General features: G+C 67.1%; 25 protein-coding genes. 8 read left to right on the top strand and 17 right to left on the bottom strand.

What is annotated here, in order from left to right; all coding sequences use genetic code 11:
- Nucleotides 1-14: 14 nt before the first annotated feature.
- From C6A82_RS12890 to C6A82_RS12845, 10 genes are all read right to left on the bottom strand, one after another.
- Nucleotides 15-1,004, bottom strand: a complete 990-nt coding sequence (locus C6A82_RS12890) for an alpha/beta hydrolase (protein WP_105349467.1) — start codon at nt 1,002-1,004, stop codon at nt 15-17.
- Nucleotides 1,001-1,348, bottom strand: a complete 348-nt coding sequence (gene hisI, locus C6A82_RS12885) for a phosphoribosyl-AMP cyclohydrolase (RefSeq protein WP_105349468.1) — start codon at nt 1,346-1,348, stop codon at nt 1,001-1,003. Before hisI ends, C6A82_RS12890 begins: the two co-directional genes overlap by 4 nt.
- Nucleotides 1,345-2,127, bottom strand: a complete 783-nt coding sequence (gene hisF / locus C6A82_RS12880; RefSeq protein ID WP_105349469.1) for an imidazole glycerol phosphate synthase subunit HisF — start codon at nt 2,125-2,127, stop codon at nt 1,345-1,347. Before hisF ends, hisI begins: the two co-directional genes overlap by 4 nt.
- Nucleotides 2,124-2,942: an inositol monophosphatase gene (locus C6A82_RS12875; protein ID WP_105349470.1), complete on the bottom strand. Its 819-nt coding sequence runs from the start codon at nt 2,940-2,942 to the stop codon at nt 2,124-2,126. The genes hisF and C6A82_RS12875 overlap by 4 nt, the downstream gene beginning before the upstream one ends.
- Before the next feature lie 6 nt (nt 2,943-2,948).
- Entirely contained in the window at nt 2,949-3,683 is a 735-nt protein-coding gene (gene priA / locus C6A82_RS12870; RefSeq protein ID WP_105349471.1) for a bifunctional 1-(5-phosphoribosyl)-5-((5-phosphoribosylamino)methylideneamino)imidazole-4-carboxamide isomerase/phosphoribosylanthranilate isomerase PriA, read from the bottom strand.
- Nucleotides 3,684-3,702: 19 nt separating this feature from the next.
- Nucleotides 3,703-4,323 (bottom strand): imidazole glycerol phosphate synthase subunit HisH, encoded by a 621-nt coding sequence (hisH, locus tag C6A82_RS12865; RefSeq protein ID WP_105349472.1) that lies wholly within the window; start codon nt 4,321-4,323, stop codon nt 3,703-3,705.
- Nucleotides 4,320-4,934, bottom strand: coding sequence for an imidazoleglycerol-phosphate dehydratase HisB (hisB, locus tag C6A82_RS12860; protein ID WP_105349473.1), 615 nt, complete (start codon nt 4,932-4,934; stop codon nt 4,320-4,322). The genes hisH and hisB overlap by 4 nt, the downstream gene beginning before the upstream one ends.
- On the bottom strand, nt 4,931-6,037 hold the full coding sequence (locus C6A82_RS12855) for a histidinol-phosphate transaminase (RefSeq protein ID WP_105349474.1): 1,107 nt from the start codon (nt 6,035-6,037) through the stop codon (nt 4,931-4,933). The genes hisB and C6A82_RS12855 overlap by 4 nt, the downstream gene beginning before the upstream one ends.
- Nucleotides 6,034-7,347, bottom strand: a complete 1,314-nt coding sequence (gene hisD / locus C6A82_RS12850) for a histidinol dehydrogenase (protein ID WP_105349475.1) — start codon at nt 7,345-7,347, stop codon at nt 6,034-6,036. The genes C6A82_RS12855 and hisD overlap by 4 nt, the downstream gene beginning before the upstream one ends.
- A gap of 101 nt (nt 7,348-7,448) precedes the next feature.
- Nucleotides 7,449-7,937 carry a hypothetical protein gene (locus C6A82_RS12845; RefSeq protein WP_105349476.1) on the bottom strand — a complete coding sequence of 163 codons (489 nt, stop codon included), beginning with the start codon at nt 7,935-7,937 and terminating at the stop codon, nt 7,449-7,451.
- A 51-nt stretch (nt 7,938-7,988) separates the two neighbouring features.
- Between C6A82_RS12845 and C6A82_RS12840 the strand changes: the two genes are divergently transcribed.
- Together C6A82_RS12840 and C6A82_RS12835 are read left to right on the top strand one after the other, a co-directional pair.
- Nucleotides 7,989-8,399 (top strand): nitroreductase family deazaflavin-dependent oxidoreductase, encoded by a 411-nt coding sequence (locus C6A82_RS12840; protein WP_105349477.1) that lies wholly within the window; start codon nt 7,989-7,991, stop codon nt 8,397-8,399.
- Between the two features lie 12 nt (nt 8,400-8,411).
- A complete protein-coding gene (locus C6A82_RS12835) occupies nt 8,412-9,050 on the top strand; it encodes a LysE family transporter (RefSeq protein ID WP_105349478.1) in 639 nt (212 codons plus the stop codon).
- Here C6A82_RS12835 and C6A82_RS12830 read toward each other — a convergent pair.
- A complete protein-coding gene (locus tag C6A82_RS12830; RefSeq protein ID WP_105349479.1) occupies nt 9,040-10,065 on the bottom strand; it encodes an alcohol dehydrogenase catalytic domain-containing protein in 1,026 nt (341 codons plus the stop codon). The genes C6A82_RS12835 and C6A82_RS12830 overlap by 11 nt on opposite strands.
- A gap of 64 nt (nt 10,066-10,129) precedes the next feature.
- Between C6A82_RS12830 and C6A82_RS12825 the strand changes: the two genes are divergently transcribed.
- A complete protein-coding gene (locus C6A82_RS12825) occupies nt 10,130-10,696 on the top strand; it encodes a TetR/AcrR family transcriptional regulator (RefSeq protein WP_105349480.1) in 567 nt (188 codons plus the stop codon).
- Here C6A82_RS12825 and nadC read toward each other — a convergent pair.
- From nadC to nadA, 3 genes are read right to left on the bottom strand one after another with little or no spacing between them, the layout of a single operon-like run.
- Entirely contained in the window at nt 10,693-11,550 is an 858-nt protein-coding gene (nadC, locus tag C6A82_RS12820; RefSeq protein ID WP_105349481.1) for a carboxylating nicotinate-nucleotide diphosphorylase, read from the bottom strand. The genes C6A82_RS12825 and nadC overlap by 4 nt on opposite strands.
- Nucleotides 11,550-13,061, bottom strand: a complete 1,512-nt coding sequence (locus C6A82_RS12815) for an L-aspartate oxidase (protein ID WP_105349498.1) — start codon at nt 13,059-13,061, stop codon at nt 11,550-11,552. Before C6A82_RS12815 ends, nadC begins: the two co-directional genes overlap by 1 nt.
- On the bottom strand, nt 13,061-14,080 hold the full coding sequence (gene nadA, locus C6A82_RS12810) for a quinolinate synthase NadA (protein WP_105349482.1): 1,020 nt from the start codon (nt 14,078-14,080) through the stop codon (nt 13,061-13,063). Before nadA ends, C6A82_RS12815 begins: the two co-directional genes overlap by 1 nt.
- A gap of 46 nt (nt 14,081-14,126) precedes the next feature.
- Here nadA and C6A82_RS12805 point away from each other — a divergent pair, with 46 nt between their 5' ends.
- Genes C6A82_RS12805 through C6A82_RS12790 form a run of 4 tightly spaced genes read left to right on the top strand, consistent with a single transcriptional unit; the run spans nt 14,127 to nt 17,541 of the window.
- Nucleotides 14,127-14,819, top strand: a complete 693-nt coding sequence (locus C6A82_RS12805; protein WP_105349483.1) for an NrtR DNA-binding winged helix domain-containing protein — start codon at nt 14,127-14,129, stop codon at nt 14,817-14,819.
- Nucleotides 14,820-14,871: 52 nt separating this feature from the next.
- Entirely contained in the window at nt 14,872-16,209 is a 1,338-nt protein-coding gene (locus C6A82_RS12800) for a lipase family protein (RefSeq protein WP_105349484.1), read from the top strand.
- 33 nt (nt 16,210-16,242) lie between these two features.
- On the top strand, nt 16,243-17,067 hold the full coding sequence (locus C6A82_RS12795; protein ID WP_105349485.1) for a DUF6597 domain-containing transcriptional factor: 825 nt from the start codon (nt 16,243-16,245) through the stop codon (nt 17,065-17,067).
- A gap of 48 nt (nt 17,068-17,115) precedes the next feature.
- Nucleotides 17,116-17,541, top strand: coding sequence for a VOC family protein (locus C6A82_RS12790; protein ID WP_105349486.1), 426 nt, complete (start codon nt 17,116-17,118; stop codon nt 17,539-17,541).
- Here the strand turns inward: C6A82_RS12790 and C6A82_RS12785 are convergent.
- The 3 genes from C6A82_RS12785 to bioB are packed head-to-tail and all read right to left on the bottom strand — an operon-like array spanning nt 17,484 to nt 19,323.
- A complete protein-coding gene (locus C6A82_RS12785) occupies nt 17,484-18,116 on the bottom strand; it encodes a DUF2567 domain-containing protein (protein WP_105349487.1) in 633 nt (210 codons plus the stop codon). The two genes, C6A82_RS12790 and C6A82_RS12785, sit on opposite strands and share 58 nt — an antisense overlap.
- Nucleotides 18,113-18,325 carry a hypothetical protein gene (locus tag C6A82_RS12780; RefSeq protein ID WP_105349488.1) on the bottom strand — a complete coding sequence of 71 codons (213 nt, stop codon included), beginning with the start codon at nt 18,323-18,325 and terminating at the stop codon, nt 18,113-18,115. The genes C6A82_RS12785 and C6A82_RS12780 overlap by 4 nt, the downstream gene beginning before the upstream one ends.
- A 2-nt stretch (nt 18,326-18,327) precedes the next feature.
- Nucleotides 18,328-19,323 (bottom strand): biotin synthase BioB, encoded by a 996-nt coding sequence (gene bioB, locus C6A82_RS12775; RefSeq protein WP_199193998.1) that lies wholly within the window; start codon nt 19,321-19,323, stop codon nt 18,328-18,330.
- On the opposite strand from bioB, the gene C6A82_RS12770 reads away from it, so the two are divergent.
- On the top strand, nt 19,313-19,987 hold the full coding sequence (locus C6A82_RS12770) for a TetR/AcrR family transcriptional regulator C-terminal domain-containing protein (protein ID WP_396836796.1): 675 nt from the start codon (nt 19,313-19,315) through the stop codon (nt 19,985-19,987). The two genes, bioB and C6A82_RS12770, sit on opposite strands and share 11 nt — an antisense overlap.
- Nucleotides 19,988-20,200 lie beyond the last annotated feature (213 nt).

The raw sequence follows: 20,200 nt of genomic DNA, 5'->3' as shown, positions 1-20,200 counted from the left end.
AGAATTCGGCGCATCTAACCCAGATGGGTCCGCAGAAAGTCGAGCATGCCGGCCTGAAAGCTCTGCATCGACGAAGCTTTCTGAACGAGACCGTCAGCTCCGTGATACATGCCCGGAACCGTGACGAGCTCACACGGGACACCCGCGGCCTTCAACCGCTCGGCGTAGGCGACGTCCTCGTCATGGAAAACGTCCAGTTCGCCCACGCCGATCCACGCTGGAGGCAGACCGCTGAGATCGGTGCGCCGCGCCGCAGCCGCATAATCCGGGGCGTCCGACGATCGCAGCTCGCGCCCGAGATATGCGGTCCACGCCCATCTGTTGGACGACGCCGACCACGTCAACTCGCCCTTGCCGGTGAGGTCGTCCCGTAGGGCGGTCCGATCGTCGATCATCGGGTAAACCAGACCCTGGGCCCGCAGCGGAATCCCCTCGTCGAAAGCGCGCTGTACGACGGCCGCCGCCAGCCCTCCACCAGCGCTCGCTCCACATACGGCGATGCGCTCGACGTCGATGCCGAGTTCGTCGGCGTGTTTCACCATCCACTGCAAGGCGGCCACGCAATCGTCGAGCCCTGCCGGGAAGGGATTTTCGGGAGCCAGGCGGTACTCCGGACACACCACGATTGCCCCGAGCGCCGTAACGAGGCGTCCTGCCCATGGCGCCTCGAAGCGCGCTGTCCCAGCGACGAATCCGCCTCCGTGAATCCACAACACGCCGGGGGCGAGCACCGGCTTTTCGCTGGGCGTGAGCACCAGAACATCGAGATCTGGGTCCTTCAGGTGATGGTCGCTCAGCGTGATTCCCGGGCCGGGATCGGACTTACGGCCCATCGCGAAGCGAACGATGGGCAGCGTCAACCTGTTGAACGGAATCGACGAGGCCGCCAGCAGTGGCGTACGCAGCTCCGGAGCGGCCGCGGATATCGACTTCCGCAGCGCCACGCAGCGACGGATCGCCAACGCGGCGACCCCCGTGGCCGCGAGCGCGACGATCGTTCTCATGCCTCAGGGCCCAGCAGTAGATCGGCGTCGAAGCAGGTGTGATCGCCGGTGTGGCAGGCGACGCCGACCTGGTCGACTTCGAGCAGCACGGTATCGCCGTCGCAGTCCAGCCGCACCGAGTGCACGTGCTGCGTGTGGCCGGACGTCTCGCCCTTGACCCAGTGTTCGCCGCGCGAACGCGAGAAGTAGGTACCTTTGCGGGTTTCCAGCGTGCGGGCCAGCGCGATGTCGTCCATCCACGCGACCATCAGCACCTGCCCCGTGCCGCGTTCCTGCGCCACCGCCACGAACAGCCCGTTGGCGTCGCGCTTGAGCCGCGACGCAATATCGGCATTCAAGCTCATCGCACCACAATCCCCTCTGCCGCCATCGCCGCCTTCACCTCGCCGATGGTCAGCTCGCGGAAATGGAACACGCTCGCGGCCAGGACGGCGTCGGCCCCTGCAACAACCGCGGGCGCGAAATGTTCCTTGGCACCCGCGCCGCCGCTGGCGATCACCGGGATGGATACCGCGCCGCGCAAGGCGCGCAGCATCCTCAGGTCGAATCCCGCCTTGGTGCCGTCGAAGTCCATCGAGTTCAGCAGGATCTCGCCGACCCCGAGTTCGGCGCCGCGCGCCGCCCACTCGACGGCATCGATTCCCGTGCCGCGGCGTCCACCGTGGGTGGTGACCTCCCACCCCGACGGCGTCGCCTTCGAATCCTGCGGCACCGTTCGCGCGTCGACTGACAATACGATGCACTGCGATCCGAACCGGCGGGACAGCTCGGCGAGCAGCTCAGGGCGCGCGATCGCCGCGGTGTTGACCGAGACCTTGTCGGCACCGGCCCGCAGCAACACGTCGACGTCTTCCACCGACCGGACGCCGCCGCCCACCGTCAGCGGGATGAACACTTGCTCGGCAGTGCGCTTCACGACATCGAGCATCGTGGAGCGACCCGACGAACTGGCAGTGACGTCCAAGAAGGTCAGCTCGTCGGCACCCTCGCGGTCATAGGCGGCGGCGAGCTCGACCGGATCTCCTGCATCACGCAGGTTCTGGAAGTTCACGCCCTTGACCACTCGGCCGTCGTCGACGTCGAGGCACGGGATGATGCGCACCGCAAGATCCTTCTGTTTCACCGGTAACCGTCCGGATCGCCTGCGCTCAAGACCATGTCGAGGAGTTCGGCGTGCACGCCCGGCACGCCGGCGAGCGCCGACTTGGATTCGATCGTCCAGTCGTCGCCGGCCAGATCGGTGACGGTTCCCCCCGCGGCCCTCACCAGAGCCACGCCCGCAGCGTGATCCCAGACATGGCCACCGAAGGTGATCGCTCCGCCGAGTATTCCCGCGGCGGTGTAGGCCAGGTCGAGGCCGATGGCGCCGTGCATCCGCATCCGCGAGCACTGCCTGCTGAGCTGCTCGACGATAGCCAGGCGGTAGCGACCGGGGAAGCGCCCGCGCGAGTCCACGTCGAAGGTGCCGGTGCCGATCACACTCTCGGCGACGGCGGCCCGCTTCAGCGGCGGCTGGGCAACACCGTTGACGTACAACGGCTTTCCGACGACGGCCGTGAACCGCTGATCGGTGAACGGTAACCACGTCAAACCGGCCACCGGTGCACCGTCGCGCACCAGCGCCAGCAAGATTCCTGCGGTCGGCAGGCCGGCGGCATAGTTGAAGGTGCCGTCGATCGGGTCGAGTACCCACACCAGCGGTGAATCGATGTCCGCACCGCCGAACTCCTCACCGTGCACGCCGATGCCGGTGCCGGATTCCAGCGCCTCGACCACCTGGCGTTCGATGGCCAGGTCGACTTCGGTCGCGAAGTCGTTGCCCTTCTTCTTGACCGCGGAGTCGGCGCCGTGGCCAAACAGGAACGGTTTCGCCGCCCCGTCGAGGATTGCTGTGGCCTGCGCGACGAGTGCGTCGAGATCGGTCTCGTCGAGCGCCATCGCCGACTACTCTCCTACCGCGGCCAGCGCCTGCGGCAGCGTGAAACGGCCGGCGTACAAGGCTTTTCCGATGATTGCGCCCTCGACACCGCTGTCGGTGAGCGTGGCGATCGCGCGCAGGTCGTCGAGGCTCGACACCCCGCCCGACGCTATGACCGGCACGTCGGTACGCGCGGCGACACCCGCCAGCAGGTCGAGGTTCGGCCCTTGCAATGTGCCGTCCTTGGTGACATCGGTGACGACGAATCGCGAACATCCCTCGCCGACAAGGCGTTCGAGAACCGGCCACAGGTCTCCACCGTCAGTCTCCCAACCGCGGCCGCGCAGCCGGTGCGCTCCGTCGACGACCTTCACGTCGAGGCCGACCGCAACCTTGTCGCCGTGCTCGGCGATGGCCCGGGCACACCACTCGGGGTTCTCCAGCGCCGCGGTGCCCAGGTTCACCCTGGCGCAACCCGTGTCGAGCGCGGCCGACAGCGACTCCTCGTCGCGGATACCGCCGGACAGTTCGACGGCGACGTCCAGCTTGCCGATGACCTCGGCCAGCAGCTCACGGTTGCTGCCACGGTCGAATGCGGCGTCGAGGTCGACCAGATGGATCCATTCGGCGCCGTCGCGTTGCCAGGTAATCGCCGCGTCGAGCGCGGACCCGTAGTCGGTTTCGCTGCCTGCCTGTCCCTGGACCAGCCGCACGGCCTTGCCGTCCACTACATCGACGGCAGGCAACAGAATCAATCGCACGGCGGACAACCTAGCGTCATCACAGGTCCGATACCCAATTGGCGAGCAAGGTCGCACCCGCGTCGCCGCTCTTCTCGGGGTGGAACTGCGTTGCCGACAGCGCCCCGTCCTCGACGGCGGCCAGAAATGGCACGTTATGGGTTGCCCAGGTCAGCCGCGCGTCGGCGTCGCCCTCCCATGCTTGGGCGGCGTAAGAGTGCACGAAGTAAAACCGCGTCGTCGGGTCAAGGCCCCTGAACAACGCGCTGCCCGCAGCGGCGTCGACGACGTTCCAGCCCATGTGCGGGATGACCGGTGCATCCAGTCGAACCACCGCACCAGGCCACTGGCCGCAGCCCTCGGACTCCACGCCGAACTCCACGCCGCGCGCGAACAGAATCTGCATGCCCACGCAGACACCGAGCACCGGACGACCCGCGGCGACTCTTTCGGCAATGATCTTCTCGCCACCGATCTCCCGCAGTCCGGTCATGCAGGCCTGGTAGGCGCCGACGCCGGGCACCACCAATCCGTCGGCCCGCGCCGCCGCATCTGCGTCGGAGGTCACCTCGACGTCGGCGCCCACCCGCTCCAGGGCCCGCTGTGCCGAGCGGAGGTTGCCCGAGCCGTAGTCGAGTACAACAACGGATCTCGTTGTCACAAGGTGCCTTTGGTGGACGGCACACCGGTCACCCGTGGGTCGTGTTCGACGGCCTGCCGCAACGCGCGCGCGACGGCTTTGTATTGAGCCTCGGTGATGTGGTGCGGGTCGCGACCGTACAGCGTCCGCACGTGCAGAGCGATGCGGGCGTTCATGGCGATGGTCTCGAAGACGTGCCGGTTGATCACCGTGTGATACGGCACCTCCGAACCGGCGATCGTGCTGTGCAGCATGTGCTCCGGCTCGCCACCGTGCACACAGTAGGGCCGCCCCGACACGTCCACGGCGGCGTGCGCGAGCGTTTCGTCCATCGGAATGAAGGCATCGCCGAACCGGCGGATGCCCTTCTTGTCGCCGAGCGCTTCACGCAGCGCCTGACCAAAGACAATCGCGGTGTCCTCGATCGTGTGGTGACCCTCGATCTCGACGTCGCCCTTGGCCCGGACGGTCAGATCGAAGCTGGCGTGGCTGCCCAGTGCGGTCAGCATGTGGTCGTAGAACGGGACACCCGTTGAGATCTCGACGGCTCCGGTGCCGTCGAGGTCGAGTTCGACGACGATGTCGGATTCCTTGGTCTTGCGTTCGACGCGGGCGCGACGGTTGGTGGTCACTGTGCTCCTATTCGTGCGCTGGCTTCCAGCAGCGCGTCGTTCTCGTCGGCGAGGCCGATGGTGGCGCGCAGATATCCCTCGATACCCACGTCGCGGATGAGGATGCCTGCGTCCAGATAGCGTTGCCAGGTGGCGGGCGCGTCGGCGAATTCACCGAACAGAATGAAGTTCGCATCGCTCGCGATGACACGGAAACCCATGCTGGACAAGGCGTCTGAGACACGGATGCGTTCGGCTATCAAAGTGTCGACGCTGGCCAGGGTGTCGTCGGCGTGACGCAGCGCGGCGCGTGCCGAGGCCTGGGTGACCGACGAGAGGTGATACGGCAGCCGTACGAGCAGCATCGCGTCGATTACGGCGGGTGCGGCGATCAGGTATCCGAGCCTGCCGCCGGCGAACGCGAACGCCTTGCTCATCGTGCGAGTGACGACGAGCTTGGTCGGAAACTCGCCGATCAGGTTCACCGCACTCGGCTGCGACGAGAACTCGCCGTAGGCCTCGTCGAGGATCAGCACACCGCCCGTCATCGCTTCGAGGAGCCGACGCAGTTCGTCGAGCGAGACACTTTGCCCCGACGGGTTGTTCGGGCTCGCAACGAACACGACGTCGGGGTTGCGCTCCTTGATGGAATGCAAGGCCACCTCGGCGTCGAGGCTGAAGTCGTCGGCACGGTCGGCGACGAGCCACTCCGTCCGGGTGCCGTCGGAGATGATCGGGTGCATCGAGTACGACGGCACGAAGCCGATCGCGCTGCGGCCCGGGCCGCCGAACGCCTGCAGCAGCTGCTGCAGGATCTCATTGGAACCGTTCGCGGCCCAGACGTTCTCGACACCGAGGTCGACACCGGTCTGCGCCGTCAGATACGCCGCCAGGTCGGTGCGCAACGCCACCACATCGCGGTCGGGATAGCGGTGTAGGTCGCCAGCCACCGCACGGACGGAGTTGGTGACGTCGTCGATGAGTGCCTGCGTCGGCGGGTGCGGATTCTCGTTGGTGTTCAACCGCACCGGAACTGCGAGTTGCGGTGCACCGTAGGGCGATTTACCACGTAAGTCGTCGCGCAGAGGCAGATCCGCCAGCGTCACCTTGGTACCTGGCGTCACGTTTCGAACCTCCGGCGCACCGCCTCCCCGTGGCTGGGCAAGTTCTCGGCCTCGGCGAGCGTGATGACATGTCCGGACACATCCTTGAGCGCTGCCTCGTCGTAGTCCACGACGTGGATGCCGCGCAGGAACGTCTGCACGGAAAGGCCGCTGGAGTGCCGTGCACAGCCCGCCGTCGGAAGCACGTGGTTTGAGCCCGCGCAGTAATCGCCGAGGCTCACGGGGGAGTAGGCGCCGACGAAAATCGCGCCTGCAGAGCGGATCCGACCCGCCACCGCGCGTGCGTCGGCGGTCTGTATCTCCAGATGCTCGGCGGCGTAGGCGTTAACGGTCTTGATGCCTGCATCGATGTCGTCGACGAGCACCGTTGCCGACTGCCGTCCGGTCAGCGCCGCGGTCACCCGTTCGCGGTGGACAGTGGTCTCCAGTTGGACGGCGAGTTCACGGTCGGTGGCATCAGCGAGTTCGGCGCTCGGTGTGACGAGCACACTGGCGGCCATCTCGTCGTGTTCGGCCTGACTGATGAGATCGGCGGCGACGTGTCCGGGGTCGGCGGTGTGATCGGCCAGGATCGCGATTTCGGTTGGCCCGGCTTCGGCGTCGATACCGATCTGCGAACGGCAGATCCGTTTGGCGGCGGTGACGTAGATGTTGCCCGGTCCGGTGACCATGTCGACCGGCGCCAGCTCAGCGCCGTCGGTGTCGGTTCCCCCGTAGGCCAGCAGTGCGACGGCCTGGGCGCCGCCCACCGCCCACACCTCGTCGACGCCGAGCAGGCGCGCGGCGGCCAGGATCGTGGGGTGCGGCAGGCCGTCGAACTCGACCTGCGGCGGGCTCGCGATGACCAGTGAGTCCACTCCCGCGGTTTGAGCTGGCACGACGTTCATCACCACGCTCGACGGGTAGACCGCGTTGCCGCCCGGCACGTACAGACCGACGCGCTCGACGGGAACCCAGCGCTCGGTCACCGTGGCCCCGGGCGCGAGAGTCGTGGTGGTGTCGGTGCGCCGCTGATCGGCGTGCACCACGCGGGTGCGGTCGATCGCCACCTCGAGCGCGGTGCGAACGTCGCGCGCCAGCCGGTCGAGTGCGTTCTGCAGTTCAGCGGCGGGAACCCGCAGCTGAGCAGGCCGCACGCCGTCAAACGACTCGCCGAACTCCAACGCTGCTGAAGCGCCCCGGTCGGCGATGGCATCGACGATCGGCCGGACCTTCGGCACCACCGCGTCGACGTCCACGCCACCACGCGGCAGCGTCGACCTCAGCCGGGCGGCAGACAGGTCGGCGCCACGCAGATCCATGCGGGCCATGCGGGGTGACGATGCGCTCACGCACCTATTGTCCCAGAACAGCCCAAATCGATATCGCCGCGGCAGCCGGTGCCGCGTGACCGCTCAGAAGTCGCGAGCCCTCACTTGCAGAGATCGGTGATGGTCTTGTTGGCCTCGTCGGCTTCCTTGAGCCGCGCAGCCTGGCCTGGATCTGAGTTGGGAATACCGGATGTGGACCTCGCGCCGATGTCCATCAGGTTGTTGGCGAACTTCCGAATGGCATCGGCCAGCTCGGGCGGCGTGTCGGGCTGAAGCCGCGCAAGCAGGTACTGACCGCCGTCGTAGAGGGCCAGGCGGGCGTTGGCGGCGACCGCCATCGAGCCGGTGACATCTTCGGGTCCGCCAGGGGGCTGTAGGTTCGTGTTGATCTGAACGCCGTTGCGGATGACGTTGAACGTCTCGCAGATGCTGCCCTTGGGATCCTCGGTAGCGGTGCCCGTGAAGACCTGCCCCTCAGTGGACGGCTTGCTCAGCAACGCCCACACCGCGAGACCGGCGGCGACCAGCGCAACGACGAGCGCAGCGACGGAAACAATGAAACCCCTTGAAGACCCTGAATGCTCTGCCATGCGCGCAAGAGTAACGGCGAGGTGCCTCCGCCATGCGTATCGTCAAGGCTCATGTCGGCAAAGGAACACCCCAACAACGCACCGGGCGTACCGATGGTTTTTCCGCCCGCGGTTGAGCGCTTACAGATCAGGTACATGAATCCGCTGGTCAATCGCATTGCCCGGGTCATGCCGGGAGTGGCGAAGATCAAGCATCGCGGCCGCAGATCGGGCAAGTCCTACGAGACCGTGGTGACGCCCTTCCGGAAAGACGGCACGTTGGCGATCGTGCTCGGCCACGGAAAGACCGACTGGGTGAAGAACGTGCTTGCCGCAAACGAGGCCGACGTGGTCTTCGGCTCGCGCACAGTGCACATCGTCAACCCGCGGATCGTGCCTGCCGGTGGGGACGCCGCCGGCCTGCCCTTCATGGCCCGCATCCAGGCCCGGAAAATGGGAGTGCTCGTCGCCGACATCGCGTGACAGACTGTCGCGATGGCGTGGGAAGTGTGGCTGTCGTTCGTGGGCGCGGCGATCGCGATCGCGGTCTCTCCAGGAGCAGGCGCCATCCAGTCGATGGCCACCGGGCTCACCCACGGTGTGCGGCGCGGTTATTGGAGCATCCTCGGCCTGGAAATCGGCCTGATGCTGCAGCTTGCCCTCGTGGCAGCGGGACTCGGTGCGGTCGTCACGAACTCGATCGTCGCCTTCAACGTGATCAAGTGGATCGGCGTGGCGTACCTGGTGTACCTCGCTGTCCGGCAATGGCGCAGCGCCACTGTCGATCTGCGTGAGCAGGTCGGCAAGGCGATGGGCGGCGGAAGGCTTTCGCTCGTGGTGCGAGGCTTCCTTGTCAACGCCACCAACCCCAAGGGGCTGGTGTTCTTCCTGGCGGTCCTGCCCCAGTTCGTCGTGCCCACCGCACCGCTGATGCCGCAATACCTGGCCATCGGCGCGACGATGGTGGGCGTCGACCTCGTGGTGATGGGCCTCTACACCGCGCTGTCGGTCAGGCTGCTCAAGTGGATGCACACTCCGCGTAAGCAGACCGTCGTCAACCGCGTGTTCTCCGGGCTGTTCGCCGCTGCGGCAGTGGTGCTTTCGCTGGTCCGGCGCGGCCCTGCTACCGCGTGAACACCGTCTTCCCCGTCATCGTCGGCCACACCGACGACGCGTCATCCCACGGCACCACTCGGTCCACCGCGGGCGAGAGATCGCATGTCGCAGAGAGCAATTCGAGAATATGGGGGATGACCGCGCGGGCGTTGACGCGGCCGGTGACGAAGCGCACGCCCGTGGTGTACATCGGCAGCAGCGGCAGCTTAACCCCGTCGGTGAAATAGATGCCCGTGTCTGTGCAGACGCCGTCGGGCCAGGTGGCGCGGAGGGTGGCGGCGAGCACCGACGGGTCCATCGACGTGTGCACGGTGACCGGATACGGGTCCCACGACTTGTCCGGCCGGGGCCGGTCGTGCACGCGGGCGCCGAGCTTCTCTGCCACCGCCAGCCGTTGTTGGTCGGTATCGACGTAGTCGACCTGCGCACCGTACGCCAGCCCGAATGCCGCGGCGTACAAACCGATCGACAACCGACCGACTACCAGCACCCGGCGATCGACCTCGTCGAGAGCTGCCAGCTCGGCCCGGTACGGACCCACACCGCGCCAGCCGTCGGGGATGTTGTCCGACAGCGACGCGACAGCGACGGGATCGAGCTCGGCGGGGACCGTCAGCAACATCGCGTCGGCGAACGGTACGAGCACGAGGTCTGCCATGAACCCGCCGCCGTCCATGCCTGCCAGCGGTGCCATGCCGTACATCGACATCAGCGGAAGTGACGCGCACGAACCCGTGACGCCCCGTTTGCAGGCGCTGCACTGGCCACAGTTGATCTGAAACGGCACGACCACCCGGTCGCCGACCCCGACCGTGGTGACGTCGTCGCCGACGGCAACGACCTCGGCGAGCCCCTCATGGCCGACTGCGTGCCCCGGCGGCATCGGCAGCATGCCCTGCGACACGCCGACGTCCAGGTCGCAGCAGGCCACCGCCACCGGACGGACGACCGCCTGTCTGCTGTCGGTGACCTGCGGGTCGGCGGCTTCCCGCCACACGTATCGCCCGGCTTCGGAGAACACAAGCTGTCGCATCGCGCGGCCCTTCTTTAGTGGTCGTTCAAGTATTCTTGAGCGACCGTTCTAGTATTGTCAAGGGATGCCCCGCCCTGACCGAAGCCGCGCCGCGCTGATCGACACCGCAGCCCTGCTGTTTCGCAGGCAGGGCTACGCGGCCACCGGCGTCAACCAGATCCTCGAGACCGCGGACGTCAAGGCCGGCTCGCTGTATCACCACTTCCCGAACGGGAAGCAGGAGCTCGCGGCCGCCGTCGTCGAGTCGGCAGGGGGTGAGATCGAACGCCTGCTGCGCCGATTCCTCGACAGTGACTCTTCGGTGGCCGACATCGTCAGCGGCTGGATCGACCTGCTCATCGGGCAGTTGGCGTCCGACGGTCGCGACGGGTGCCCGATCGAACCCATTGCGACCGAGTCGGTCAATGCCAGCCAACAGGTGCGCGATGCGTCGGCCCGCGCGTTCGCGGGCTGGACCGCCGCGGTCGCCAAGCGACTGCGCGGCGACGGCTGGACCGAGCACGATGCCGAGCGGACGGCGCTCGCGGTCATCGCGCTGATCGAAGGTGCGTTGATCCTGTCCCGCATCGCCGGCGACCCGGCGGCACTCGAGTCGGCGAAGGTGGCAGCGGGCACCCTTCTGAAGCGCTAGAGGTCCAGGCCGATATCGAGGACACGCACGGAGTGGGTGAGCGCGCCGACCGCCAGGTAGTCGACGCCCGTACCCGCGTATTCGGCGGCGGTGTCGAGCGAAAGCCCACCCGAGGACTCCAGCTTCGTCTTGGGCGCGCGAGCATCGCGCCGCTGCGCCGCGATCTGCGTTTCCCACACCGGGAAGTTGTCCAGCAGAACGAGTTCCACGTCCTGGGCGAGCACCTCGTCGAGTTGCTCCAGCGAGTCCACCTCGACCTCGCACGGCAGATCCGGCGCTGCCTCGCGGACCGCGTGCAGCGCAGCCACTACCGAGCCGGCCGCGGCAACGTGGTTGTCCTTGATCAGCGCCGCGTCGCCGAGGCCCATCCGGTGGTTGACTCCGCCGCCGACGCGCACGGCGTACTTCTCCAGGGCCCGAAGCCCGGGCAGCGTCTTGCGGGTGTCGCGGATCTTCGCCTTGGTGCCATCGACAGCATCGACCCAGGCCGAGGTGGCCGTCGCGATGCCCGACAGGTGGCAGACCAGGTTCAGCATCGTGCGCTCTGCGGTCAGCAGGCCCCGTGTCGCCGCCTCGACGACCAGCACCACACCGCCCGCGTCGAGGCGCGCCCCGTCTTCCACTCGCTCCTTCAGCCGGTAGCCGTCGGGGCCGAGCACCTCGTCGAGGACGAGCAAGGCGACGTCGACGCCTGCGATCACGCCCGGTTCCCGCGTCACCATCGCCGCCGTCGTGGTGGCATCTGCAGACACCGTCGCGAGCGTGGTCACATCGGGCCCGTAACGCAGGTCTTCCTCGAGGGCGCGTGCGATCACCCTGCGAGCTTCGGTCAGCTCGTCTTCGTTGAGTGCCATCAGCAGCAGGCCGGCGCGAACACCTTGCTGTGGACCAAGGCCGGGTCGGTGTCCGGGAAATCGGCGCGGTGATGGCAGCCCCGCGATTCGGTGCGCGCCAGAGCGGCTTCCGCGACTGCGCGGGCCGTGGTCGTCAACGCCACATCCTCGAAACTGGTGCGGCAGTCGAGGTCTCGCGGATCGGCGGCCTCCAGCTCGCGGGTCAGCTGCGCAAGCCCGTCGGCGTCCCTGACGACCGACGCGTAGCGTGACATCGCCCGCTGCAACTTTCTGCGCGGCAATGCAAGTCGTGTCTCGGTTTCGGGGAGTTCGGCCCGCGTGGCGTCGGTGTCGACCGCGTGCTGAGCCGCCCCCTGTCCGGCCCGTGCCCCGACTACGAGGCCCTCGAGCAGGCTGTTGGACGCCAGCCGGTTCGCGCCGTGCATCCCGGTGCGGGCCACCTCGCCCGCCGCGAACAGGCCGGCAAGTTCGGTGCGCCCGTCCACGTCGGTGACGACGCCGCCGCAGCTGTAGTGCGCCCCTGGCACCACCGGAATCGGTTGGCGCGTCGGGTCGATGCCTGCGGCGAGACACGCCGCGGTAACCGTCGGGAACCGCCGATCGAAATCGGCGATGCCGCGGGCGTCGAGATACGCGCAGGGATCACCCGTCTCGCGCAACCGGGCGTCGATGGCGCCGGCGACGACATCGCGCGGGGCGAGATCGCCCATCGGGTGCACGCCCGCGGTGATCGAATTGCCCTTACGGTCAATGAGGATTCCGCCTTCGCCGCGAACGGCTTCGGTGATCAGCGGCCGACGTCCACCCGCGTTGCCGTCGAACAGCATGGTCGGGTGGAATTGGATGAACTCGATGTCGCTGATCGGCACACCGGCCCACAACGCAAGGGCGACACCGTCACCGGTGGATCCTTCGGGATTCGTCGTCGCCGAGTACAGGTGCCCGACACCACCCGTTGCAAGGACCACCGACGGTGCAGCCACGATGCCGGGACCGTCGGCGTTGAGGACATGTACACCGGTCACCGCGCCGTCGGCGTGCAGAACGTCGAGCGCGACGTGGTTGCGTCGAATGTCGAGGATGCCCGCGGCGTGGTCCAGCGCCCGCTGCACCTCGGCTCCCGTTGCGTCGCCGCCGGAATGGATGATGCGGCGGCACGAATGGCCGCCCTCTCGGGTCAGTGACCAGCGACCGGGTTCGGCTTCGTCGAACCGCGCTCCGTCGTCGACCAGTTCGCGGACGGCGCGGTAGCCGTCGGACACTATGGACCGGACGGCCCGCGGGTCACACAGCCCCGCGCCTGCCGCCAAGGTGTCGGCGACGTGGGCGTCGATCGAATCGTCGGTGTCCGGCAGCACCACCGCGATACCGCCCTGCGCGTAGAAGGTCGCTGTGTCGGCGGCCTTGCTCAGCACGACGACCTTGCGGCCGCGCCGGTGTGCGGCGAGGGCGGCCACCAGACCGGCCACCCCGGTGCCGACGACCACCACGTCGGCCCGCTGATGCCACATCATTCGCCTCCGCCGGGCGTGCCGATCTCGATCATCCGCAGCACGCTCGCCCGCGCGCGGCGTGCGACATCCGGGTCGACGTCGACCTCGTCGGCGCCCTCGATCAGACAGCGCAGCAACGCGGCGGGGGTGATCATCTTCATGAACTTGCACGATGCCCGGTCGTTGACGGCGCGGAAATCGACTTCGGGTGCGGCGCGCCGCAATTGATGCAGCATTCCGACCTCGGTGGCAACCAGCACCTGGCGGGCCCGGGTGTCCCTGGCGGCATCGAGCATGCCGCCCGTCGACAGGATCTTCACCCGGTCTTCGGGAAAAGCACCCTCACCGGCCAGGTAGAGGGCCGATGTCGCACAACCACATTCGGGGTGCACGTACAGTTCGGCGTCCGGGTGCGCGAGCGCCTTGGCCGCAAGCTCGTCGCCGTTGATCCCGGCGTGCACGTGGCATTCGCCGGCCCAGATGTGCAGGTTCTCACGGCCGGTGACGCGTCGGACGTGCGCCCCGAGGAACTGGTCCGGGCAGAACAGCACGTCGCGATCCGCGGGGATGGAGGCCACCACCTCGACCGCGTTGGACGACGTGCAGCAGATGTCGGTCTCGGCCTTCACGGCTGCGGTGGTGTTCACGTAGGACACGACGACCGCGCCGGGATACTCGGCCTTCCACGCGCGCAGATCGTCGGCGGTGATCGAGTCGGCCAGTGAGCAGCCCGCGCGCTGATCCGGGATCAGCACGGTTTTCTCCGGAGACAGGATCTTGGCGGTCTCGGCCATGAAGTGCACACCGCAGAAGACGATGGTTTCCTCGGCCACGTCGGCGGCGATCCGCGACAGCGCCAACGAATCGCCGACGTGATCGGCGACATCCTGGATGGCAGGCAGCTGGTAGTTGTGCGCCAGCAGCGTCGCACCACGAAGGTCGGCCAGACGTCGGATCTCGGCGGCCCATTCTTCGTCTCCGTCGACGCCGGAATAGCCGGTCGGACCGTTGACGATCCGCTCGTCGGTCACCGTCATGCCCGTCTCCTCGCTTACAGTAGGTTTTCGACTTACAATCGAAAACATGGCTAATACTAGCACTGCACACGAAGTGCTGGCCGTCGTCTTTCAGGTTCGGCAGCTGGGCACCCGGAACGCGCAGCTCAGCGTGCTGCTGTGGGAGCGGGCCATGCAGCCGCAGCGCGGCGCGTGGTCGCTGCCCGGCGGGCAGCTGCGTCATGACGAGGACATGACCAGTTCAGTTCGGCGACAACTCGCCGAGAAGGTCGACCTGCGTGAGTTAGCTCACCTCGAACAGCTCGCGGTGTTCTCGGACCCACACCGGCTTCCCGGCCCGCGCACCATCGCGTCGACGTTCTTGGGTCTTGTGCCCTCCCCCGCCACACCAGAGTTACCGTCCGACACCCGGTGGCACCCGGTGAACGCGCTGCCGCCGATGGCGTTCGACCACGGGCCCATGGTCGAACACGCTCGCACCCGGCTGGTGGCGAAGATGTCGTATACGAACATCGGATTCGCGTTGGCACCAAGAGAATTCGCCCTGTCGACTCTGCGCGACATCTATGGCGCGGCACTCGGCCATCAGGTCGACGCGACGAACCTGCAACGCGTACTCGCCCGACGCGGTGTCATCGTCCCTACCGGTACCACCGCGCGCTCGGGCCGCAGCGGCGGACGGCCGGCGGCCCTGTATCGCTTCACCGAATCCGCCTACCGGGTCACCGACGAGTTCGCGGCATTGCGCCCGCCGGGATGACCTACGGCATGGCGGCTGGCTTCTTAGAGCTTCCTTAAGCAATACTGGCCGGATGGACTTGGGCAATCTCGCACCCATCGCCGATGCCGAGTGGATCGGTTCCGTACCGCATCAGGACATGGAGCGCGGCGTTCGCCCAGTGCTGCCGAGCGACGACGCCTTCTACGACCCACCGCAGGGTTTCCAGCACGCCGCGCCGGGCACGGTGCTGCGCAGCCGTGACGTCGAGGTCGCCTTCCTGGGGCTGATTCCGCAGAAGTTCATCGCCACACAGCTGCTGTACCGGACCACCGATATGCGCGGCGTGCCGGAAGCGAGCGTCACCACGGTGATCGCGCCGGCCGAACGCGCACCCGGGCACGTCTGCCCCGTGGTGTCCTACCAGTGCGCGATCGACGCGATCACGTCGCGCTGCTTCCCGTCCTACGCGCTGCGCAGGCGGGCCGTCGCCCCGGGAGCACTGGCGCAGTTCGAATTCCTCCTCATCTCTGCGGCGCTGGCCGAGGGCTGGGCGGTGTCGGTGCCCGACCACGAGGGCTCCAAGGGAGCCTGGGGCACGCCATACGAGCCCGGCTACCGAATCCTGGACGGGCTGCGGGCCGCCTTGAGCTCGGAGAGGCTCGGCCTGGCGGAGACATCGCCGATCGGACTGTGGGGCTACTCGGGCGGCGGACTGGCCACTGCATGGGCGGCCGAGGTGAGCGGCACATACGCCCCCGAGCTGAACATCGTCGGCGCGGTGCTCGGCTCGCCCGTCGGTGACCTGGGCAACACGTTCCGCAGGCTCAACGGCAGCTTCTATTCCGCGCTACCCGCGATGGTGGTGGCCGCGCTCTCACATGCCTATCCCGAGCTCGACCGGATCATCTCCGAACACGCCACCGAAACCGGCAAGGCGATGCTGCTGCGGGCGGAGAACATGACGACCGTTCATGCCGTCCTGCGGCTGATCGGCATGGACATGGGCAAGCTGATCGACAGGCCGCTCAACGAGATACTCGACCTGCCCGAGCTTCAGAAGATCTTCGCCGACATCAAGCTGGGCACCGCGGTTCCCACCCCACCGGTGCTGCTTGTCCAGGCGGTACACGATCGGATCGTGTCGGTCGACGACATCGACGAACTGGCCGACACCTACCAGTCCGGCGGCGCGTCGGTGACCTACCACCGGGACATGTTCAGCGAACACATGCTGCTGCATCCGCTCTCGGCGCCGATGGCGCTGCGCTGGTTGATCGATCGGTTCGCCGAAAAGCCGCTCAGCGACAACCTGATCCGGACCAAGTGGCCCACGCTGCTCAACCCGATGACCTATATGGGAATGGCCCGGCTCGTGCGGATCGCCGCGAAGGTCGCCACGGGACGGACGGTAGAGCGCCGTCCACTCTGACCGGCGCGAGTACCGTTGCTCCTAGGAGCTTCGATGTATTACACCCGCCACCGGCCTGCGCCCCCGCTGTCCGACTTCGTCGAATTCCTCTGGTACTTGAGCGAGGGACCGAATCACCCGACGGAGCGAATACTGCCCGGCGGCACGACCGAGCTCGTCATCAATCTGCGCGACAACGGCATCAGCATCACCGATCCGCAACGGCGCCACCCGTTTCGGCGATTCTCCGGGACGGTCGTTGCGGGGCCGTACAGTCGATATTTCGACATCGACGCCAGCCGCCATTCCGAAATGCTGGGCGTCCACTTCAAACCGGGCGGTGCTCGACAGTTCCTTGGCGCATCGTCGAGCGAGCTCCTCGACACCCACGTCGACCTCGATCAACTGTGGAATGCAGACGCCGACCGGTTACGGACAAGGGCGTGTGAAGCGCGCTCGCCGGCGATGCGTTTCGCGGTGGTCGAGTGTGCTCTGATGTCGAGGCTGCGCTCCGACTTCGTCGAATCTGACGGCGTCGCCGGAGCTTTGCACGAGCTGCTACCTGGTGCGTCGACTCTTCCGGTCGGCCAGATCGCTGAGCGCGCGGGACTGAGTCATCGTCATTTGATCAAGAAGTTCACTGCAAGCGTGGGCATGACACCGAAGCTGTTCTCGCGTGTGCGCCGGTTCCAACGGGCGATGCGGCAACTGCGGTCCTGCGTGCCGCCTCACTGGTCGGACTTCGCCGTCGAATGCGGCTACGCCGATCAAGCGCACATGATCCGCGAAATCCGAGTGTTTTCGGGCCTCACGCCTGTGCAGCACCTGTCGAGCAGGCGGATCGAAACCAAGGACGATCACATAGCACTCGCCACCTAGGTCAAATTCGTTCAATACAAAGGACCGACGTAGTGGCACGCTGGGCGCATGACCGATTGCCATGCGGGAGCGGTTCGATATCAGGTGACGGACGTCGACCGTGCAGTCGCCTTCTACACCGAACACTTCGGGTTTCGCGTGGTGCGGCGGCCTGGTCCGGCCTTCGCGAGCATCGCCAAAGATGCACTCACCCTGTGGCTCAGCGGACCCAACAGCTCAGGCGCGCGCCCGCTGGCTGACGGGACCCGCCAGGAACCCGGGGGATCGAACCGGATAGTGCTCCAAGTACGCGATCTGAATGCGTGTGTCGCATCGCTGCGTACGCACGGGGTGCAATTCCGGAATACCGCCGAGGAGGGACCCGGCGGACGGCAGATCCAAGCCGAGGATCCCGACGGGAACCCGGTGGAGTTGTTTCAGCCGGCCGAAGGCAGCGGGTTTCCGGCCGCAACCGGCGGCGGGAGCACCGGCTGATCGACGGGCGGCCAGCCGCCCAGATCGTCGCGCGCCGACGACACCGCGATCATCGAGTACACCAGCGCGGCCATCGCCACCGGGAAAAGAACCGACGTCGCGATCAACCAGCCCGAGGTCGCGAAGAACACCGGCGGCGCCTCCGTCACGTAGACCACGCGATGCTCCGGTGATATCGGCGCACCGCCGATGTCGATGACGTCGTAGCGGGCCCGCACGATCAGCCAACCCACACCTGCCGCGGCACCGGCTGCCGCAGCTGACCCGATGGCCAGTGCCGCACACAACAACGGCCCGCGGTGGGGGCGCCACTGCCACACCAACACAGCGCTCACCACGGCAAGCACCACGAGGAGACCCACGAACAAAAACGCCGCGTTGAAGAAGTTGTCGGTCTCGGCACCCAGTGCGGCATGCACCCGATCGCCGCTCTTGGTCAACGCGATGACGCCATGGATCGGCGGCGCGATCCACGCCCAGAGCGCACCAACCGCCACGCCGGCGATAGCCAGACCGACGACAACCGTCACCGCAGCGCGACCGCGTGAAATTCGCGGTCCTACAACGTCATTCATCGCTCGTCGAGATCCTTGCTGTCCTGCGTGCCGTGCCGGGAACACCTAGCCGACCACCCGTCGGGGCGTACCTGCACCACCATCCGCCTACCGCATTCCGCACAGAAGCGTGGTGGCTCGAGACCGAGCTGGGCCGCAGTTGGCACGGCACCGCCTGCGGGCTCGCCAGTGTAGACGTTGAACTTGGCGGTCCCATCTGGTGAAACCACCGCTAGATGGTGGCGTTGAGCGCCTTGATCGGCATCTGCAGATCGTCGAGCAACTCGAGGTCGGATTCGGCGGGACGGCCCAGCGTCGTCAAGTAATTGCCGACGATGACAGCGTTGATACCGCCCAGGATGCCCTGCTTGGCTCCGAGGTCGCCGAGCGTGATCTCGCGACCGCCCGCGAAGCGCAGCATCGTGCGCGGCAGCGCGAGCCGGAACGCCGCCACGGCCTTGAGGGCCTCCGACGCCGGCAGCACGTCCAGATCGCCGAAGGGCGTGCCCGGGCGAGGGTTGAGGAAGTTCAGCGGAACCTCGTGGGGGTCGAGCTCAGCCAGGTTGGCCGCGAATTCGGCGCGCTGCTCGAGGGTCTCCCCCATGCCGAGGATGCCTCCGCAGCACACCTCCATGCCGGCTTCGCGGACCATCAGCAGCGTGTCCCAGCGCTCGTCCCAGGTGTGGGTGGTGACGACCTCGGGGAAGAAGGACTTGGCCGTCTCGAGGTTGTGGTTGTACCGGTGTACGCCCATCTCGGACAGCCGTTCGACCTGATCGGCCGTCAGCATGCCCAGCGAGCAGGCGATCTGGATGTCAACCTCGTTGCGGATCGCCTCGATGCCGGCGGCAACCTGGGCGAGCAGGCGCTCGTCGGGGCCGCGCACGGCGGCCACGATGCAGAACTCCGTCGCACCGGACTTCGCGGTCTGCTTGGCGGCTTCCACCAGGCTGGGGATGTCCAGCCAGGCGCTGCGCACCGGGGAGGCGAAGAGCCCGGACTGCGAGCAGAAGTGACAGTCCTCGGGGCAGCCGCCGGTCTTGAGGCTGATGATGCCCTCGACCTCGACCTCGGGGCCGCACCACCGCATGCGTACGTCGTGGGCCAGCGCGAGCAGCTCGTCGAGGCGGTCGTCGGGCAGCCGCAGGACGGTCAGCACCTGATCCTGTGTCAGCCCCTCACCTCGCTCTTGCACCTGCTCGCGGGCGGTCGTCAGGATGTCGGTCACTGCACTCCTCATTACTCGCTCTTCGCCCAAGGGCTCATCGGCCGAACTTGAACAGCGTTCAGGTTATGGTAGCGGGGTGCAGCTGCACAAACGCGATGTGGTCGATGCCGCGACGGCGATCCTGGACAACTACGGGATCGCCGATCTGACGATGCGCAGGCTGGGCCGCGAGCTCAATGTCTCCCCCGGCGCCCTGTACTGGCATTTCGCCAACAAGCAGCAGCTTCTCGGTGCGATCGCCGACCGGATCCTGGAGCCTGTCGGCGATATCACCGGGGCCTGGCAGGAACGGATCGGCGGGGTCTGCGGCCGGCTGCGCGACGCCCTGCTGTCGCACACCGACGGCGCCGAGTTGGTCTCCGCGAGCTTCGCGGCAGGTCAATCACAGGCGATGACGCGGATCGTCGCTGACCTCGCCGACGCCGCAGCCGACGCCGGCGTGAAGGCCGCACACGCCGAACTCGCGGCCCGCACGGTCGTCTACTACGTGTTGGGCTTCACCGCCGACGAGCAGTCACGACTGCAGTGGGACGCCGCGGGCGCAGACCTGCCCGACGACCAATCGACCCTCACCGACGACGCGGGTGAACGGTTCGGCTTCGGGCTCGCGCTTCTTGTCGACGGCATCGCGGCACGCCGGCCGGTTGTCGGAGCAGCCGACTAACGTCGGCGCCATGAACACCGTCGCTGATGTGCGGCGCATAACCTCGACTCTGCCGAGGTCGTATGAGGTCGTGGTTCGCGATCAGATCAAGTTCCGCATCGGGCAGATCGTCTATCTCGCCTTCTCCCGCGACGAGACGGTGATGGGCTTCGCTTTTCCCAAGGAGGAGCGCGCCGGGCTGGTGGCCTCCGAGCCCGGATGCTGCCGAGGCAG

The sequence above is a fragment of the Mycobacterium sp. ITM-2016-00318 genome, assembly GCF_002968285.2.
Lineage (GTDB): Bacteria > Actinomycetota > Actinomycetes > Mycobacteriales > Mycobacteriaceae > Mycobacterium.
This window is presented reverse-complemented; position numbering and strand designations above follow the sequence as displayed.

Bases quoted from the DNA above. Each gene is read 5' to 3' on its own strand.
- C6A82_RS12890 (WP_105349467.1), bottom strand. From the start codon at position 1,004: ATGAGAACGATCGTCGCGCTCGCGGCCACGGGGGTCGCCGCGTTGGCG.
- hisI (WP_105349468.1), bottom strand. From the start codon at position 1,348: ATGAGCTTGAATGCCGATATTGCGTCGCGGCTCAAGCGCGACGCCAAC.
- C6A82_RS12875 (WP_105349470.1), bottom strand. From the start codon at position 2,942: ATGGCGCTCGACGAGACCGATCTCGACGCACTCGTCGCGCAGGCCACA.
- hisD (WP_105349475.1), bottom strand. From the start codon at position 7,347: ATGGCCCGCATGGATCTGCGTGGCGCCGACCTGTCTGCCGCCCGGCTG.
- C6A82_RS12845 (WP_105349476.1), bottom strand. From the start codon at position 7,937: ATGGCAGAGCATTCAGGGTCTTCAAGGGGTTTCATTGTTTCCGTCGCT.
- C6A82_RS12840 (WP_105349477.1), top strand. From the start codon at position 7,989: ATGTCGGCAAAGGAACACCCCAACAACGCACCGGGCGTACCGATGGTT.
- C6A82_RS12835 (WP_105349478.1), top strand. From the start codon at position 8,412: ATGGCGTGGGAAGTGTGGCTGTCGTTCGTGGGCGCGGCGATCGCGATC.
- C6A82_RS12830 (WP_105349479.1), bottom strand. From the start codon at position 10,065: ATGCGACAGCTTGTGTTCTCCGAAGCCGGGCGATACGTGTGGCGGGAA.
- C6A82_RS12825 (WP_105349480.1), top strand. From the start codon at position 10,130: ATGCCCCGCCCTGACCGAAGCCGCGCCGCGCTGATCGACACCGCAGCC.
- nadC (WP_105349481.1), bottom strand. From the start codon at position 11,550: ATGGCACTCAACGAAGACGAGCTGACCGAAGCTCGCAGGGTGATCGCA.
- C6A82_RS12815 (WP_105349498.1), bottom strand. From the start codon at position 13,061: ATGTGGCATCAGCGGGCCGACGTGGTGGTCGTCGGCACCGGGGTGGCC.
- nadA (WP_105349482.1), bottom strand. From the start codon at position 14,080: ATGACGGTGACCGACGAGCGGATCGTCAACGGTCCGACCGGCTATTCC.
- C6A82_RS12805 (WP_105349483.1), top strand. From the start codon at position 14,127: ATGGCTAATACTAGCACTGCACACGAAGTGCTGGCCGTCGTCTTTCAG.
- C6A82_RS12800 (WP_105349484.1), top strand. From the start codon at position 14,872: ATGGACTTGGGCAATCTCGCACCCATCGCCGATGCCGAGTGGATCGGT.
- C6A82_RS12795 (WP_105349485.1), top strand. From the start codon at position 16,243: ATGTATTACACCCGCCACCGGCCTGCGCCCCCGCTGTCCGACTTCGTC.
- C6A82_RS12790 (WP_105349486.1), top strand. From the start codon at position 17,116: ATGACCGATTGCCATGCGGGAGCGGTTCGATATCAGGTGACGGACGTC.
- C6A82_RS12785 (WP_105349487.1), bottom strand. From the start codon at position 18,116: ATGAATGACGTTGTAGGACCGCGAATTTCACGCGGTCGCGCTGCGGTG.
- C6A82_RS12770 (WP_396836796.1), top strand. From the start codon at position 19,313: ATGTCGGTCACTGCACTCCTCATTACTCGCTCTTCGCCCAAGGGCTCA.